This window comes from Dorea sp. AF36-15AT (genome assembly GCF_003477705.1).
Lineage (GTDB): Bacteria > Bacillota > Clostridia > Lachnospirales > Lachnospiraceae > Claveliimonas > Claveliimonas ammoniilytica.
Window position 1 is genome coordinate 385,838 of sequence record NZ_QUDV01000001.1, and the last position, 15,603, is coordinate 401,440.

Genomic DNA, 15,603 nt, shown 5'->3' on the forward strand with positions numbered 1-15,603 from the left:
GCAAAATGCACAGAAGAACATTTTCCAGAAAAACACTGGGAATACCGTATGCTATATTCTTGCTGCTGTTTGTAGCAATGCCGCTGCTGGTACTTGTGTATTATGCATTTACCAATGGACAGGGCGAGTTTACGGTTATGAATCTGGTGGGATTTTTTACCAATCCTAATACACTTGGCACGTTGTTTTACAGCTTTGGCGTGGCAATCGTGACGACAGTAGTCTGTCTGCTTTTGGCTTATCCAACAGCATATATTCTGGCAATCAGCAAATGGAAGTCTAAGACGGTGATCCTGCTTTTATTTGTGATGCCGATGTGGATCAATTTCTCCCTGCGTATTACCGCGTTGAAAGAGATTCTGACATTTATCGAAGGAAATCTTGCATATCACCCATTTCTGAATACGGTTATTGGTATGACTTATGATTTTCTTCCGTTTATGATATTACCGATCTATACGACCATATCCCGTCTGGATGGCTCGCTGCTGGAAGCAGCAAGGGACCTGGGGGCGGGAGAGATGCAGGCATTCTTAAGAGTGACATTACCATTATCCGTTCCGGGAATCATCAGCGGCGTATCAATGGTGTTTCTTCCGGCAATGACCAACTATGTAGTACTGGATATGCTGTATAACAGTACCTATATTATGGGCAGCCTGATAGGAAGTTATTTCTCTGCATACAACTGGCATGGCGGATCGATGATCGCACTGGTACTTCTGGCAATTATCTGTCTGTTTACACTGCTTGGCGGAGGGCAGGAAGATGAAAATGCGAGAGGAGGTTCCTTGCTGTAATGAAAAAGACTGGAAAAATGATATTTATAGGACTTGTGCTCGCATTTCTGTATCTGCCGATTCTTGTGCTGGCAGTCTACAGTTTTACGAAATCAACGAATATTGGGGCAATCCGTGGATTCTCCATGCATAACTATGTGACGTTATTTTCAACACCGGAGCTGGTGAATATGATCACAGGAACCATTGCACTGGCACTGGGAGCATCGGCACTGGCAACGATACTTGGAACAGTAGGGGCCATCGGTTCTTTCTATTCTAAGAAGAGAACCGCAACTATGTTAAATACATTGAATCAGATTCCTGTAGTGAATGCGGATGTAGTGACCGGATTTTCTATCTGTATCTTACTGGTAGTGGTACTTGGAATCAGCAAGGACACATTTATTCCGCTGGTAGCAGGACATGTGACACTTTGTGCGCCGTTTGTATTCTTGTCGGTGATTCCGAAGCTAAAACAGATGGATTCCAGTATCTATGAGGCGGCGTTGGATCTTGGGGCAACACCGTTTACGGCACTTACCAGGGTTGTGATTCCACAGATCATGCCAGGTATCGTATCCGGATTTGCGTTGTCTGTAACGCTGTCGCTGGATGATTATTTTGTGGCAACTTACACGAAGCCGGCAACCTTTGATACGATCAGTACCTATGTGGTAAATGCAACCAAGGGTGCGCAGACCAATATCAAGACAGCACTATGGGCACTTTCTACAGTAATATTTGTGTGTGTTGTGCTACTGGTATTGATTATGAATATACGGTCTCACAGGGCAGAAAGGAGAGGATCATGATGGCAGGAATGAAATCAGGAATAAAGAGCAGCATTATCTTTGGATTAATTCTGAGCCTTGGTCTTACTTTGTCTGGTGGTATGCAGGTAAAGGCTGCAGATGATAAAAAAGCAGATAAAAAAGCAACAAATGAAAAGACAGTGACACTTAGAATCAGTAACTGGGAAGAGTATCTGGATGAGGGTGACTGGGACGAAGAGGATACCATTGATCTGGAGAGTGGAGACATCATCGGTGAGAATTCTATGGTGGAGGATTTTGAGGACTGGTATTACGAGACTTATGGTATTCACGTAAAGGTGGAGTATTCGACCTATGGAACCAATGAGGATCTGTATAATATGCTGACACTGGGAGATACTTATGATCTGATATGTCCTTCCGAATATATGATCATGAAGCTGATGAAAGAGGGAAGACTGGAACCTCTGTCAGATCATTTTTTCGATACTTCCGATCCGGAGAACTACTATATTAATGGAGTATCCCCATATATTAAATCGGTATATGATAACAGCAAAGTAGATGGAGAATCCTGGAGTAAATACGCTGCAGGTTATATGTGGGGACTGACCGGTATTGTATATAATCCGGAAGAGGTGACCAGAGAAGAGGCTTCCAGCTGGAAGATTCTGGATGATCCAAAGTATAAAAGTCAGATTACGATCAAGGACAATGTGAGGGATTCTTATTTTGCGGCACTGGGAGCTTTAAAATCAGATCTTTTAACATCAGATGCATTTAAGAATGACCCGAATTACCATGATAATCTGGAAAAAGAAATGAATGATGCATCACCGGAGACCATTGCAGAAGTGCAGGAATATCTTCAGGATGTGAAGAAGAATGCATTCTCCTTTGAGTCAGATTCCGGTAAGGCAGATATGATCACCGGAAAGGTAGTGGCTAATCTTCAGTGGTCAGGCGATGGGGTGTATACACTGGATCAGGCAGATGAGGATGATTTTCCACTGGAATTTGCGGTACCGGAAGAGGCAACGAATATTTATTTTGACGGCTGGGTGATGTTAAAGAGTGGAGTTCATGATGACGCTGCAAAGCAGCAGGCAGCAGAAGCATTTATTAATTTTACATCCAGACCGGACAATGTGATCCGTAATATGAATTATGTAGGATATACATCGGTGATTGCCGGCGGTAATGACCCACGGATTTTTGAATATGCAGACTGGTGTTACGGCGCTGAGGATGATGAGACGGATGTGACACCGTATGACCTGAGTTATTTCTTCTCAGGAGAAGGGACAGAAGGAGAATATGTGATCCATGCACCGACTGATCAGGTGGACCGACAGTTGTTTGCACAGTATCCGGATCAGGACGCTATTTCCAGATCATCGATCATGCTGAATTTTGATGATACACAGAATCAGGAAATCAACCAAATGTGGATCAGCGTCCGATGCTATGATGTGAGGGATATACCAATCTTGGTATGGGGGCTTGCAGGAACGGGAGTTCTGTTGCTTGCAGGTCTTATGATCCGTAAGAAAGTTCGTCAGAGAGGAAACCTGTGATTGTAGATTTTTGAATCTTATGATATACTAAAAAACAGCGTAAAATTACGAGACGGATTTTAAGGCTGAAACTAGGATAAAACTAAGATTGAAAATAAGAAAAATGCAGGAGTGTTGCAGTTATGGCAGAACTTACAAATGAGATAAAAGAACAGATAAAAAAGAGAAGGACGTTTGCGATCATATCCCATCCGGATGCCGGTAAGACGACTCTGACAGAGAAGTTTCTTCTCTACGGAGGAGCAATCAATCAGGCAGGAAGTGTTAAGGGTAAAGCGACCGCGAAGCATGCAGTATCTGACTGGATGGAGATCGAGAAGGAACGTGGTATTTCCGTAACGTCTTCCGTACTTCAGTTTAACTATGACGGATATTGCATCAATATTCTGGATACACCGGGACATCAGGACTTCTCAGAAGATACCTATCGTACATTGATGGCTGCGGATTCAGCAGTGATGGTTATCGATGCATCCAAGGGTGTTGAGGCACAGACACGTAAGCTGTTTAAGGTATGTACCATGCGTCATATTCCGATCTTTACATTTATCAATAAGATGGATCGAGAGGCAATGGATACCTTTGAACTGTTAGATGATATTGAAAATGAGCTTGGTATTGCTACATGTCCGGTGAACTGGCCGATTGGTTCCGGTAAGAGATTCAAGGGTGTGTATGACCGTAATGAGAAAGAGATCGAGTTGTTCTCCGACACCAGAAAGGGTACAACACAGGGAACCGTGCGTAAGATCAGCCTGGACGATCCGGAAGTGGAGACATTACTGGAAGAAGGACAGATGAAACAGTTATTGGAAGAGATTGAGCTACAGGACGGAGCAGGAGCGGAATTTGATATGGAGCTGGTAAGCAAGGGAGAACTGTCGCCGGTATTTTTCGGATCCGCACTGACCAACTTTGGTGTGGAGACATTCCTTCAGCATTTCCTGGACATGACTACATCACCGCTTCCGAGAAAATCTGATCAGGGCATTATCGATCCAATGGAGGAGCCGGACTTTTCTGCATTTGTATTTAAGATTCAGGCTAATATGAATAAAGCACACAGAGACCGTATCGCATTTATGCGTATCTGTTCCGGTGCATTTGAAGCCGGAATGGAAGTGTGGCATATCCAGGGGGGTAAGAAAGTACGTCTGTCACAGCCACAGCAGCTGATGGCGAGTGAGCGTAAGATCATCGAGAATGCATACGGAGGAGATATTATCGGTGTCTTTGACCCTGGTATTTTCTCAATTGGAGATACACTGACAGCATCCTCTAAGAAATTTGCGTACGAAGGCATTCCGACATTTGCACCGGAGCATTTTGCAAGAGTGCGTCAGGTTGATACTATGAAGAGAAAGCAGTTTATCAAGGGAATCAACCAGATCGCACAGGAAGGTGCGATCCAGATCTTCCAGGAATACAATACCGGTATGGAAGAGATTATCGTCGGAGTAGTCGGCGTACTGCAGTTTGATGTATTGAAGTATCGTCTGGAGAATGAATATAATGTAGAGATTCGTCTGGATACACTTCCTTACGAGCATATCCGTTGGATTGAGAATGAGGATATCGACTTGGATAAGATTAAGGGAACTTCTGATATGAAGAAGATCAAAGACCTGAAAGACAGACCGCTGTTACTTTTTGTTAATGACTGGAGCATCCGCATGGTGCTGGATCGTAACGAGGGTCTGGAGCTGTCTGAGTTCGGACGTTCTTAATCTTGCTGTAATCTGCATCGTATCTGTGAACTTATCGTTTGCATTTATGAATAAATTTGTTATAATCTTAGTGTGACATATGACATACATCCAACAGGAGGTTTATTGATATGGGAAAAGAAGAAAGAAATATATATACAATTCAGAAAGATGAGAGCATCGGTGAAGTAAAGATTGCGGATGAAGTTGTAGCTTCTATTGCAGCATTCGCAGCTATGGAGGTAGAAGGCGTAGCTTCTCTTGGTGGCATGACAAAGGAGATTATGGGCAAGCTTGGTATGAAGTCTCCTGCAAGAGGCGTAAAAGTAGAAGTGCTGGAAGGAATCGTAACAGTGACACTCACGATGAACGTGCTGTACGGATACGGTCTGGTAGAGATATGCGGTAAAGTACAGGAAAAAGTGAAGTCAGCGATTGAGAATATGACAGGACTTACAGTTGCTGATGTAAATATCCGCATTGCCGGAGTGGATGTACCGGAGGAAGTATAAGTGAGAAGAACAGAGCAGAGAGAACATATATTGAGAGTGATTTTCGGCACAGAGTTCTATCCGCCGGAAGAATTAGATGAACAGATCGATTTGTACTTTGAGCAGACAGGGATCGATGATGAGAAAGACAGAGCATACATTGGTGAGAAGGCGAAGAAGATTGCGGCGAAAGTGCCGGAGCTTGATAAATTGATCAATGAGCATACGACAGGATGGAAAACGGTCCGCATGAATAAGGCGGATCTGTCAATTCTGCGTCTTGCTGTGTATGAGATGAAGATGGATGAAGATGTGCCGGTATCTGTAGCGATCAATGAAGCAGTGGAACTGGCTAAGAGATATGGCGGTGAAGACAGTCCGTCATTTGTGAATGGTGTTCTTGCCAGAATCATAAAATGATGGGAGTATGAGCATGACGAATGTGTATACAGTCAGACAGGTAAATGCATACATCAGAAATATGTTTACCCAGGATTTCATGCTGAACCGTATCTATGTAAAAGGCGAAGTCTCGAACTGTAAGTATCACACATCGGGACATATATATTTTTCCTTGAAGGATGAGTCTGGAACGATTGCCTGCGTGATGTTCGCGGGGCAGCGCGGCGGGCTCTCTTTTCATATGCGGGATGGACAGCAGGTGGTCGTTTTTGGTGCAGTCAGCATCTATGAGCGTGCAGGAGCATATCAGCTCTATGCAAAGGAGATCCGATTGGATGGAGAAGGCGTATTGTATGAGAAATTCCAGATGTTAAAGAAAGAGCTGGAAGAGATGGGGATGTTTGCCCCGGAGTATAAGCAGGAGATTCCGGCATATGCGAAGACAATCGGCGTGGTAACGGCATCGACCGGTGCAGCAATCAGGGATATTATGAATATTACAGCCAGAAGGAATCCCTATGTGCAATTGATCCTGTACCCTGCGCAGGTGCAGGGAGAGGGCGCAAAGGAGAGTGTTGTCCGTGGAATCCATGCGCTGGAGCATTACGGTGTAGATCTGATGATCGTGGGACGCGGAGGCGGATCTATCGAGGATCTGTGGGCGTTTAATGAAGAAGAAGTGGCGAGGGCTGTGTTTGAATGCAGTGTTCCCGTGATCTCAGCGGTGGGACATGAGACGGATACGACGATCATTGATTATGTGGCTGATCTTCGTGCACCGACACCATCTGCTGCTGCGGAACTTGCAGTATGGGACTATTATCAGTTTCAGGAAAGCTTGAGGAGCTGCAGGCAGAAGATGAACCGGATTATGTATCAGCGCCTGGAGTTGTATCATATGAAAGTAGAAAAGCTTCGCACGAGGTTGAATTATCTGCATCCGGAGACGATGCTGCGAGAACGGAGACAGCATATTGCAGATGCATCTGACAGAATCAAAGCCTTGATGGATCAGAAGCTTAAGATGAGCAGACATCAGCTGGAACTTCGGAAAGAACGTCTGAAAGGTCTGTCACCGTTAGATAAGCTTAATCAGGGTTATGCATTTGCAGAGCAGGAGACAGATGGCAGAAAAGGATCGATCCGGAGCATTGGGCAGGTACAGACAGGTGATGCCATAACGATTTATGTTGCAGATGGAAGAATTGAGGCAGAAGTGACAGGAGTCCAGGAGGAACGTTATGAATAGGGAACAAGATAATCAGAATGAACAGGAGTGCACGCTTGATGAGGTGCTTATGGAACTGGATCAGATTCTGAATGATATGGAGGAAAAGAATTCTCTGGAGGAGACATTTAAGAAGTATCATAAAGGAATTGATCTGTTAAAAACCTGTAATGATAAGATAGAGAGAATAGAAAAACAGATTCAGATACTGGATGAGGAGGGGAATATACATGAGTTCTAATTACGCAGAGTTACGTGATAAAAAGGTCAAAGAGATTGAGGAGATATTAAAGTCTTATCTTCCGGAGCAGAACGGTTATCAGAGGATTATCATGGATGCTATGGAATACAGCCTGATGGCGGGAGGCAAGCGTCTGCGTCCGATGCTGATGCAGGAGACTTACCGATTGTTTGGTGGAACAGAAAAGGTAATAGAGCCGTTTATGGCAGCGCAGGAGATGATACATACTTATTCACTGGTACACGATGATCTGCCGGCCATGGATGATGATGAACTGCGCCGTGGAAGAAAGACAACCCACGTGGTCTATGGTGAGGATATGGGAATCCTTGCGGGAGATGCATTGCTCAACTATGCGTTTGAGACAGCTGCAGCAGCATTTGATGAATATCCGGAAAAGGCATTACAGATTGGTAAAGCTATGAAGATTCTTGGTAATAAAGCGGGAATCTATGGAATGCTTGGCGGTCAGGTAGTGGATGTAAAAGAGACCGGGCATGCGGTGGATAAGGATGTGCTTGATTTTATTTATGCACTGAAGACAGGTGCTTTGCTGGAAAGTTCTATGATGATCGGCGCAACACTTGCAGGTGCGGATGATGAAAGTATTGCATTGATTGAAAAGGTGGCATCTAAGGTTGGACTTGCCTTTCAGGTTCAGGATGATATACTGGATGTTACAAGTACAGCAGAAGTGCTGGGCAAACCAATCCACAGTGATGAGAAGAACGAGAAGACCACGTATGTGACACTTCTCGGCATTGATAAGGCAGAAAAAATCGTAGAGAAGGAATCTGTAGAGGCAATTGAGCTCTTAAAGAGTCTGCCTGTAAGAAATGATTATTTGGAATGGCTGCTTACTCAGCTGATTCACAGAAAAAAATAAATGATCTGAGTACAGATCAGAAAGTACAGGAGTTAGTATGAAAGAACGATTGGACGTATTACTGGTAAAACGCAATTTGGCAGAGTCAAGAGAAAAGGCGAAAGCAATTATCATGTCAGGCAATGTATTTGTTGATGGAGAACGAGAAGATAAAGCAGGAACGTCATTTTCGGATGATGTATCGATTGAGATTAAGGGACACACACTTCCATATGTAAGCCGGGGCGGTCTGAAGCTTGAAAAGGCAATTCAGAACTTTGATGTATCGGTAGAAGGCAAGGTGTGTACCGATGTGGGCTCGTCGACCGGAGGCTTTACAGATTGTATGCTGCAGAATGGAGCGGTCAAGGTGTTTGCCATCGATGTGGGACGTGGACAGCTTGCGTGGAAGCTCAGACAGGATGAGCGTGTGGTATGCATGGAGAAGACCAATATCCGTTATGTATTACCGGAAGATCTGGGAGAACCAATCGACTTTTCGTCTATTGATGTATCTTTCATTTCTCTGACTAAAGTACTGCTTCCGATCCATAATTATCTGCGTGCACACGGTCAGATTGTGGCACTGATCAAACCACAGTTTGAAGCTGGTCGTGAGAAGGTTGGTAAAAAAGGTGTGGTACGAGAGAAGAGTACTCATATTGAGGTAATTGAGATGGTAAAGGATTATGCACTTTCCATCGGGTTTGATATTCTGAATCTGGATTTTTCACCGATACGTGGTCCGGAAGGCAATATCGAATATTTGATTCATCTGGAAAAATCAGATGCTGAGACCGGACAGATCACCGGGTATGCAGATACAGAGAAAACTGTCGATGACGCGTTTAATACGCTGGCAAAATAAAGGAAAGACAGAACAGACATGGAACGATTTTTTGTAGTAACGAACGAAGGCAAAGATAAAGACGGACAGGTAACAGGGCGTGTGAAAGCACTTTTGGAAGCGCGTGGAAAGAGTTGCACTCTCTGTGAAGATGCATGGAAGGATATGACGGCGGATTCCATGCCGAAGGATATTGACTGTGCAATTGTCATCGGAGGTGATGGTACTCTGATCGGCGTGGCAAGACTTCTGAAAAAAGAAGTGCCGATCATGGGCATTAATATGGGAACGCTCGGTTATCTTACCGAAATAGAAGTAGATCGTATTGAAGAATCACTGGATCAGATTTTGTCCGGACATTATATGCTTGAGGACCGCATGATGTTAGATGGTATCTTTGATGATGGCGGGGAAAATGTAGCACTGAATGATATCGTATTATCCAGAAAAGGTAATCTTCGGATTATTCATTTTAATGTGTATGTCAATGGGACATTGCTCAATTCCTATGAGGCAGATGGCATTGTGATTTCCACGCCGACAGGTTCGACGGCATATAATCTGTCAGCGGGCGGACCGATTGTGGAGCCGACAGCATCGCTGATCGTGATTACGCCAATTTGTTCTCATGCGCTTAATACCAGTAGTATTGTGTTGTCGGCAGAGGATGAGATAAGGATTGAGATCGGAGAAGGCAGACATGGCAGATCAGAGGAAGTGTATATATCCTTTGACGGAACGGATACCAGAGAGATTGTTACAGGGCAGACCGTTACGATCCGAAGATCTGCGATGATCACAAAGCTTATGAAACTGAGCAAAGTTGGCTTTTTAGAGATATTGCGCAGAAAAATGAAAGGAAACTAGGATATGAAGATCAACAGGCATGCGAAGATTATAGAATTGATTAACAAATATCATATAGAGACGCAGGAGGAACTGGCAGAATATCTGAATCAGGAAGGGTTCAAAGTGACACAGGCAACGGTATCCAGAGATATTCGTGATCTGAAGCTTACGAAAGTTCCGTATGAGGGTGGCAGACAGAAATATGCAGTTCATCAGACTGTAGAGACAGAGATGAATGAAAAATATATACGTATCCTGCGGGATGGTTATGTGTCTATGGATATGGCACAGAATATTCTGGTGATCAAGACGGTATCAGGTATGGCGATGGCAGTATGTGCTGCGATTGATTCTTTGAAATGGAATGAAGTTGTAGGCAGTATTGCAGGTGATGATACGATCATGTGCGTGATCCGTTCAACGGATGATGCGGTGAAAACCATGGACAAAATCAGTAAAATCGTATTGTAGAATACGGCAGGATTGTAGTGGGATATTGTAGGAGGAACTATGCTGCAGAATTTACATGTGAAGAATCTGGCTCTGATTGATGAAAGCGAAGTGGAGTTTGGCCCGGGCTTAAATATACTGACAGGTGAGACCGGTGCCGGTAAGTCGATACTTTTGGGATCGGTCAATCTGGCACTTGGGGGAAGATACAGTAAGGATATTCTGCGTAAAGGCGCGCAGTATGGATTGGTGGAATTAACTTTTCTTCCGGAAGAGCGAGAGCTTACAAAGCTTGCCGCGCTTGATATTTATCCGGAAGAAGGAGCAGTCGTTCTGACTAGGCGGCTAATGGATGGACGCAGCACATGCAGGATCAATGGAGAGACAGTAACGATGTCACTTCTGAAACAGGCGGCAGGGATTTTGATTGATATTCATGGTCAGCACGAGCATCAGTCGCTTCTCTATAAGAAGAACCAGCTTCAGATACTGGATGCCTTTGGCGGAAAGAAGATACAGAAACTTTCGGCAAATGTAAAGACTGCATATAAGACTTACCGGGACAGTAAAAAAGAATGGGAGCAGGCGAATCTGGATGAGGGAGAACGTGCGAAAGAGGTCTCGTTTCTGGAATTTGAAATCCAGGAGATCCGGGCAGCAGAGCTTATTCCAGGCGAAGATGAACGGTTAGAAGCTGACTATAAGCGGATGAATTCGGCACGTAATATCCTGGAAAATGCATCTGAGGCATATGAATGTACAGGTGGAATGTCCGGAGATAATGCAAGCGACATGATCAGCCGTGCAATTCGCTGTATGATTGACGCTTCCAGGTATGATGATAAGGCGGCAGAATTATCGGAGCAACTTGTGGAACTGGATGGTCTGTTGAATGATTTTAACAGGGAGCTTGCAGAGTATCAGTCTTCACTGGAATTTTCAGATGAAGAGTATCATGAGACAGAAGAACGTCTGGATACGATCAATCATATGAAGACTCGTTATGGAAATACGATACCGGAGATTTTAGCTTATTGTGAAGAAAAGGAAGAGCGTCTGCAGAAGCTGCAGGATTATGACAGTTATCTGGCGCAGCTGCAGAAAGAATTAAAGCAGCGCAGACAGGAACTGGAGGCGGCAGCAGAGCAGCTTAGCAGTGAGCGTAAAGCACAGGCATTACAGTTAGAAAAAGCGATTGAGACGGAACTCAAGGATCTGAACTTTGCAGAGGTACAGTTCCAGATTCATTTTGATAAATTAGCAGATTATACGGCAGATGGCGTAGATGATGTGGAATTTCTGATTTCTATGAATCCCGGACAGCCTGTGAAACCATTGGCAGAAGTGGCATCTGGAGGTGAGCTTTCCAGAACGATGCTTGCGATTAAGACAGTAATGGCAGACCGGGATGAGATCGAGACGCTGATCTTCGATGAAATCGATGTGGGTATCAGTGGACGGACAGCACAGAAGGTTTCTGAGAAGATGGCAGTGATCGGCAAGAACCATCAGGTGATCTGCATTACCCATCTGGCGCAGATCGCAGCCCAGGCAGACCAGCATTATCTGATTGAGAAGACAGTAGATGGAGGCGTGACAAGAACAGAGATCCGCAAACTATCTGAAGAAGAAAGTATAGATGAACTGGCACGTATACTTGGAGGAGCTGAGATTACAGAAACGGTACGGATGAGCGCCCGTGAAATGAAATCTATGGTAAAGTCCAATACTGTAAAGAATAAAAAATAATATAGAGACGCATAATAAGCAGGTACGAAAGTGCCTGCTTTTTTGTGCAATAAGCCGATAGGCGAGATGACATTGATTGCACATCGAGTAGGTTAATACCTACTCAATTATTCGATGATTTTTGAATGGGAGGATGGATATGCGTAAATTCTGGTACAGAAGAATTCTTATCATGATACTGGTGCTGTCAGTCAGCGTAGGTGGAAGTTACTGTCTGCTACAGTTACAACAGAGTAATCTGGAACGTGAAGTTGCTGCTGAACCGTCAGAAACCATGGTAATCCCAGGCGGAATGCCGGTGGGAATTTATCTGGAGACAGATGGGGTTATGGTGCTTGGAACAGAGGCGGTAGAAGATAAAGATGGGGAGAAACATGAGCCGGCAGCTCATCTGGTGAAAGAAGGGGATTATATTGTCGGTGTGGGAGATGATGAAATCAGAAATAAATCAGAGCTGATCGCAGCCGTGAAATCTCTAGAGCAGCCGGAGATAGTACTGAAAGTCAGACGGAAAAATCAGAAGATCAATATACGGATGAGAGCTGTTGAGTGCAGTGTGGACGATTATAAACTGGGAATATGGGTAAGAGATAATGCTCAGGGACTTGGAACAATCACTTATCTGACGGCGGACAGTACTTTTGGCGCACTGGGACATGGGATTCATGATACCGATACGGGAGAGCTGCTGAAAATATCCAGGGGCGTACTTTATTCCACCAGTATTCAGGATGTGCAGAAAGGAACAGAAGGATACCCTGGAGGTATGGAAGGGATTATTGTATATAACAGCTATAATATGCTGGGAAGTATTACAGAAAATACAGAGCAGGGCATTTATGGAGAACTGGATCGGGTGGATACACTTTTTCGTAATGCAGAGCCTGTAAAAGTAGCAGGAAAAGACGAAATCGAAGAGGGAAATGCACTGATCCGGTGCGCGGTAGATGGATGTGTGAAAGAATATCATGTACAGATTACGGAGATAGACAGAAAGGCGTCAGAGATCAATAAGCGTCTGGAGATTGCTGTGACTGATCCGGAACTTCTGGATAAAACCGGGGGAATCGTGCAGGGAATGAGTGGCAGTCCAATCCTGCAGAATGGAAAACTTGTAGGCGCAGTAACCCACGTCTTTGTCAATAGTCCGACAAAAGGTTATGGAATTATTTTGGAAGATATGTTGAAAAAACAGTGAAAATCTCGTTAGATAGATTGATTTTACGACATGAATTTCTTGAACTCCGTAAAATGTAAAATTATAATTATTTTTACAATATATGCACGATGTATTGCAATACCAGTGATAGGAGGAATAGAAGAATGGAAGCAATCAGAGTGGCGATAGCCGACGATAACGAAAGAATTCTGGAATTACTTGACGAGATTATCCGTAGTGATAATGAACTGAAACTGGTAGGAAAAGCTGACAACGGAGAAGATATATGTACCATTATCCGCGAAAAAGAGCCCGATGTGGTGCTGCTGGATTTGATCATGCCGAAAATGGACGGATTAAGTGTAATGGATCAGATCAATCACGATCGGAAGATACGCAGACGTCCGAATTTCATTGTGGTAACGGCGGTGGGACAGGATCGTATTACAGAGAGTGCATTCAGTAAAGGGGCGCAGTATTATGTGATGAAACCATTTAAAAACGAAGTGTTGCTGCATCACATTAAGGACACTGTGAAAGGGAAGCATGCACCGGTCACGGCAAAGACGGAAACTGTCATGGAATCACGGGAGATGACGGAGGAAGATCTGGAAGCGAAGGTGACAGATATGATCCATGAGATTGGAATTCCGGCACACATCAAAGGCTATCATTACCTGAGAGATGCCATCATTATGGCGGTAGAGGATATGGATGTGTTAAACGCAGTGACAAAAGTGCTGTATCCGACGGTGGCTAAGAAACATAAAACCACATCCAGCAGAGTGGAACGTGCAATCCGTCACGCGATTGAGGTAGCGTGGAGCAGAGGAAAACTGGATACGCTGGATGAACTGTTTGGGTATACGGTGAGTAATGGAAAAGGGAAGCCTACAAATTCTGAATTCATTGCTCTGATAGCAGATACGATTCGGTTGGAATACAAAAAGAGATAAAAACCTTTTCTTTTTGTTAAAAATACGGTACAATCTTACGTAAGAAGGAATGTTTGTTCAGATGGAGGAATGAGATATGAAGAAAATACTATTTGCAACTTCCGAAGCAGTACCGTTTGTCAAAACCGGAGGGCTGGCTGACGTTGCAGGTTCATTGCCAAAGTATTTTAATAAAAAAGAGTATGATGTCCGCGTGATGCTTCCAAAGTATCTGTGTATCAAGGAAGAATGGCGCAACAAGATGGAATATGTGACTCATTTTTATATGGATTGGAAATGTGACTCTACATATGTAGGCGTATTGAAGCTAGTTCACGATGGCATTACATTTTATTTTATTGATAATGAGGGATACTTTGGTGGATTCACACCATATGGAGATATATTTGGAGATGTTGAGAAATTTGCATTTTTCTCAAAGGCTGTGCTCAGTACATTGCCATTGATCGATTACCGACCGGATATCATTCACTGTCATGACTGGCAGACAGGACTTGTACCTGTATATCTGGATAATTTCCGCTTTGGCAATGAGTTCTTCCGCGGTATACATACAATTATGACCATACATAACCTGAAGTTTCAGGGAACCTGGGATACCAAGCGGATTCGTGAGATTACAGGACTTCCGGATTATTATTTTGCACCGGACAAGCTGGAAGCTTATAAGGATGCCAATTACCTGAAAGGCGGTATCGTATATGCAGACAGAGTAACCACAGTAAGTAAGACTTACGCAGAAGAAATTAAGACTCCGTTTTATGGAGAAAAGTTAGACGGATTGATGAATGCAAGATCGAATTGTCTGACAGGTATCGTGAACGGACTTGACTATAATGACTGGGATCCGGCCGAGGATGAGCGTATCGATTATAACTTCTCTGTGGAAGATTTCCGTAAGAAGAAGGTTAAGAATAAGACTGCGCTGCAGAAAGAACTGGGATTAAAAGTTGATCCGAAGGCAATGATGATCGGTATCGTATCCCGACTGACAGACCAAAAGGGACTGGATCTTGTGGCTTACGTGATGGATGAACTGTGTCAGGATGCCATCCAGATTGTGGTACTTGGTACTGGCGAAGAACAGTATGAGAATATGTTTCGTTACTTTGCCTGGAAGTATCCGGATAAGGTATCAGCAAATATATACTATTCTGATCCGATGTCACATAAGATCTATGCAAGCTGTGATGCATTCCTGATGCCGTCACTGTTTGAACCTTGTGGACTGAGCCAGCTTATGAGCCTGCGTTATGGTACACTTCCAATCGTCCGTGAGACCGGGGGACTGAAGGATACGGTAGAGCCGTACAATGAGTATGAGAAGACAGGTACTGGCTTCAGCTTTGCTAATTATAATGCGCATGAGATGATGGCTGCAGTTCGTTATGCAGAGAAGATTTATTACGATAAGAAGAGAGATTGGAATAAGATCGTTGAAAGAGCGATGAAGAAAGATTTCTCATGGAACAATTCCGCCAGACAGTATGAGGAGTTATACGACAGCTTATAGGAGTAACGGGAGAAG

16 protein-coding genes are annotated in these 15,603 nt (G+C 44.0%); all 16 read left to right on the forward strand.

The window, feature by feature from the left end:
- The first annotated feature begins 5 nt into the window (after nt 1-5).
- The 16 genes from DWZ93_RS01730 (at nt 6) to glgA (ending at nt 15,588) form a co-directional block, all read left to right on the forward strand.
- The gene (locus DWZ93_RS01730; protein ID WP_118451825.1) at nt 6-800 is read left to right on the forward strand and encodes an ABC transporter permease; all 795 of its coding nucleotides are present in this window, start codon (nt 6-8) and stop codon (nt 798-800) included.
- Nucleotides 800-1,594 (forward strand): ABC transporter permease, encoded by a 795-nt coding sequence (locus DWZ93_RS01735; protein ID WP_118451826.1) that lies wholly within the window; start codon nt 800-802, stop codon nt 1,592-1,594. The genes DWZ93_RS01730 and DWZ93_RS01735 overlap by 1 nt, the downstream gene beginning before the upstream one ends.
- Nucleotides 1,591-3,132 carry an extracellular solute-binding protein gene (locus DWZ93_RS01740; RefSeq protein WP_243061058.1) on the forward strand — a complete coding sequence of 514 codons (1,542 nt, stop codon included), beginning with the start codon at nt 1,591-1,593 and terminating at the stop codon, nt 3,130-3,132. Before DWZ93_RS01735 ends, DWZ93_RS01740 begins: the two co-directional genes overlap by 4 nt.
- Before the next feature lie 122 nt (nt 3,133-3,254).
- Nucleotides 3,255-4,859 carry a peptide chain release factor 3 gene (locus DWZ93_RS01745; protein ID WP_118451827.1) on the forward strand — a complete coding sequence of 535 codons (1,605 nt, stop codon included), beginning with the start codon at nt 3,255-3,257 and terminating at the stop codon, nt 4,857-4,859.
- 110 nt (nt 4,860-4,969) lie between these two features.
- A complete protein-coding gene (locus DWZ93_RS01750; protein WP_118384299.1) occupies nt 4,970-5,350 on the forward strand; it encodes an Asp23/Gls24 family envelope stress response protein in 381 nt (126 codons plus the stop codon).
- The gene (gene nusB, locus DWZ93_RS01755) at nt 5,351-5,749 is read left to right on the forward strand and encodes a transcription antitermination factor NusB (RefSeq protein WP_118384298.1); all 399 of its coding nucleotides are present in this window, start codon (nt 5,351-5,353) and stop codon (nt 5,747-5,749) included.
- A gap of 13 nt (nt 5,750-5,762) precedes the next feature.
- A complete protein-coding gene (gene xseA / locus DWZ93_RS01760; protein WP_118451828.1) occupies nt 5,763-6,980 on the forward strand; it encodes an exodeoxyribonuclease VII large subunit in 1,218 nt (405 codons plus the stop codon).
- Nucleotides 6,973-7,200 carry an exodeoxyribonuclease VII small subunit gene (xseB, locus tag DWZ93_RS01765; protein ID WP_118451829.1) on the forward strand — a complete coding sequence of 76 codons (228 nt, stop codon included), beginning with the start codon at nt 6,973-6,975 and terminating at the stop codon, nt 7,198-7,200. The genes xseA and xseB overlap by 8 nt, the downstream gene beginning before the upstream one ends.
- A complete protein-coding gene (locus DWZ93_RS01770) occupies nt 7,190-8,086 on the forward strand; it encodes a polyprenyl synthetase family protein (protein WP_243061061.1) in 897 nt (298 codons plus the stop codon). The genes xseB and DWZ93_RS01770 overlap by 11 nt, the downstream gene beginning before the upstream one ends.
- A gap of 37 nt (nt 8,087-8,123) precedes the next feature.
- Nucleotides 8,124-8,933 carry a TlyA family RNA methyltransferase gene (locus tag DWZ93_RS01775; protein ID WP_118384294.1) on the forward strand — a complete coding sequence of 270 codons (810 nt, stop codon included), beginning with the start codon at nt 8,124-8,126 and terminating at the stop codon, nt 8,931-8,933.
- Between the two features lie 18 nt (nt 8,934-8,951).
- Entirely contained in the window at nt 8,952-9,779 is an 828-nt protein-coding gene (locus DWZ93_RS01780) for an NAD(+)/NADH kinase (RefSeq protein ID WP_118451831.1), read from the forward strand.
- Between the two features lie 3 nt (nt 9,780-9,782).
- Nucleotides 9,783-10,232 (forward strand): arginine repressor, encoded by a 450-nt coding sequence (gene argR, locus DWZ93_RS01785; protein ID WP_118451832.1) that lies wholly within the window; start codon nt 9,783-9,785, stop codon nt 10,230-10,232.
- A 39-nt stretch (nt 10,233-10,271) separates the two neighbouring features.
- Nucleotides 10,272-11,960, forward strand: a complete 1,689-nt coding sequence (recN, locus tag DWZ93_RS01790; protein WP_118451833.1) for a DNA repair protein RecN — start codon at nt 10,272-10,274, stop codon at nt 11,958-11,960.
- Nucleotides 11,961-12,099: 139 nt separating this feature from the next.
- Nucleotides 12,100-13,158 carry a SpoIVB peptidase gene (gene spoIVB / locus DWZ93_RS01795; RefSeq protein ID WP_118451834.1) on the forward strand — a complete coding sequence of 353 codons (1,059 nt, stop codon included), beginning with the start codon at nt 12,100-12,102 and terminating at the stop codon, nt 13,156-13,158.
- Nucleotides 13,159-13,283: 125 nt separating this feature from the next.
- Complete coding sequence (spo0A, locus tag DWZ93_RS01800) at nt 13,284-14,075, forward strand: sporulation transcription factor Spo0A (RefSeq protein WP_118451835.1); 792 nt, start codon at nt 13,284-13,286, stop codon at nt 14,073-14,075.
- Between the two features lie 76 nt (nt 14,076-14,151).
- A complete protein-coding gene (glgA, locus tag DWZ93_RS01805; RefSeq protein WP_118451836.1) occupies nt 14,152-15,588 on the forward strand; it encodes a glycogen synthase GlgA in 1,437 nt (478 codons plus the stop codon).
- The last annotated feature ends 15 nt before the right edge of the window (nt 15,589-15,603 follow it).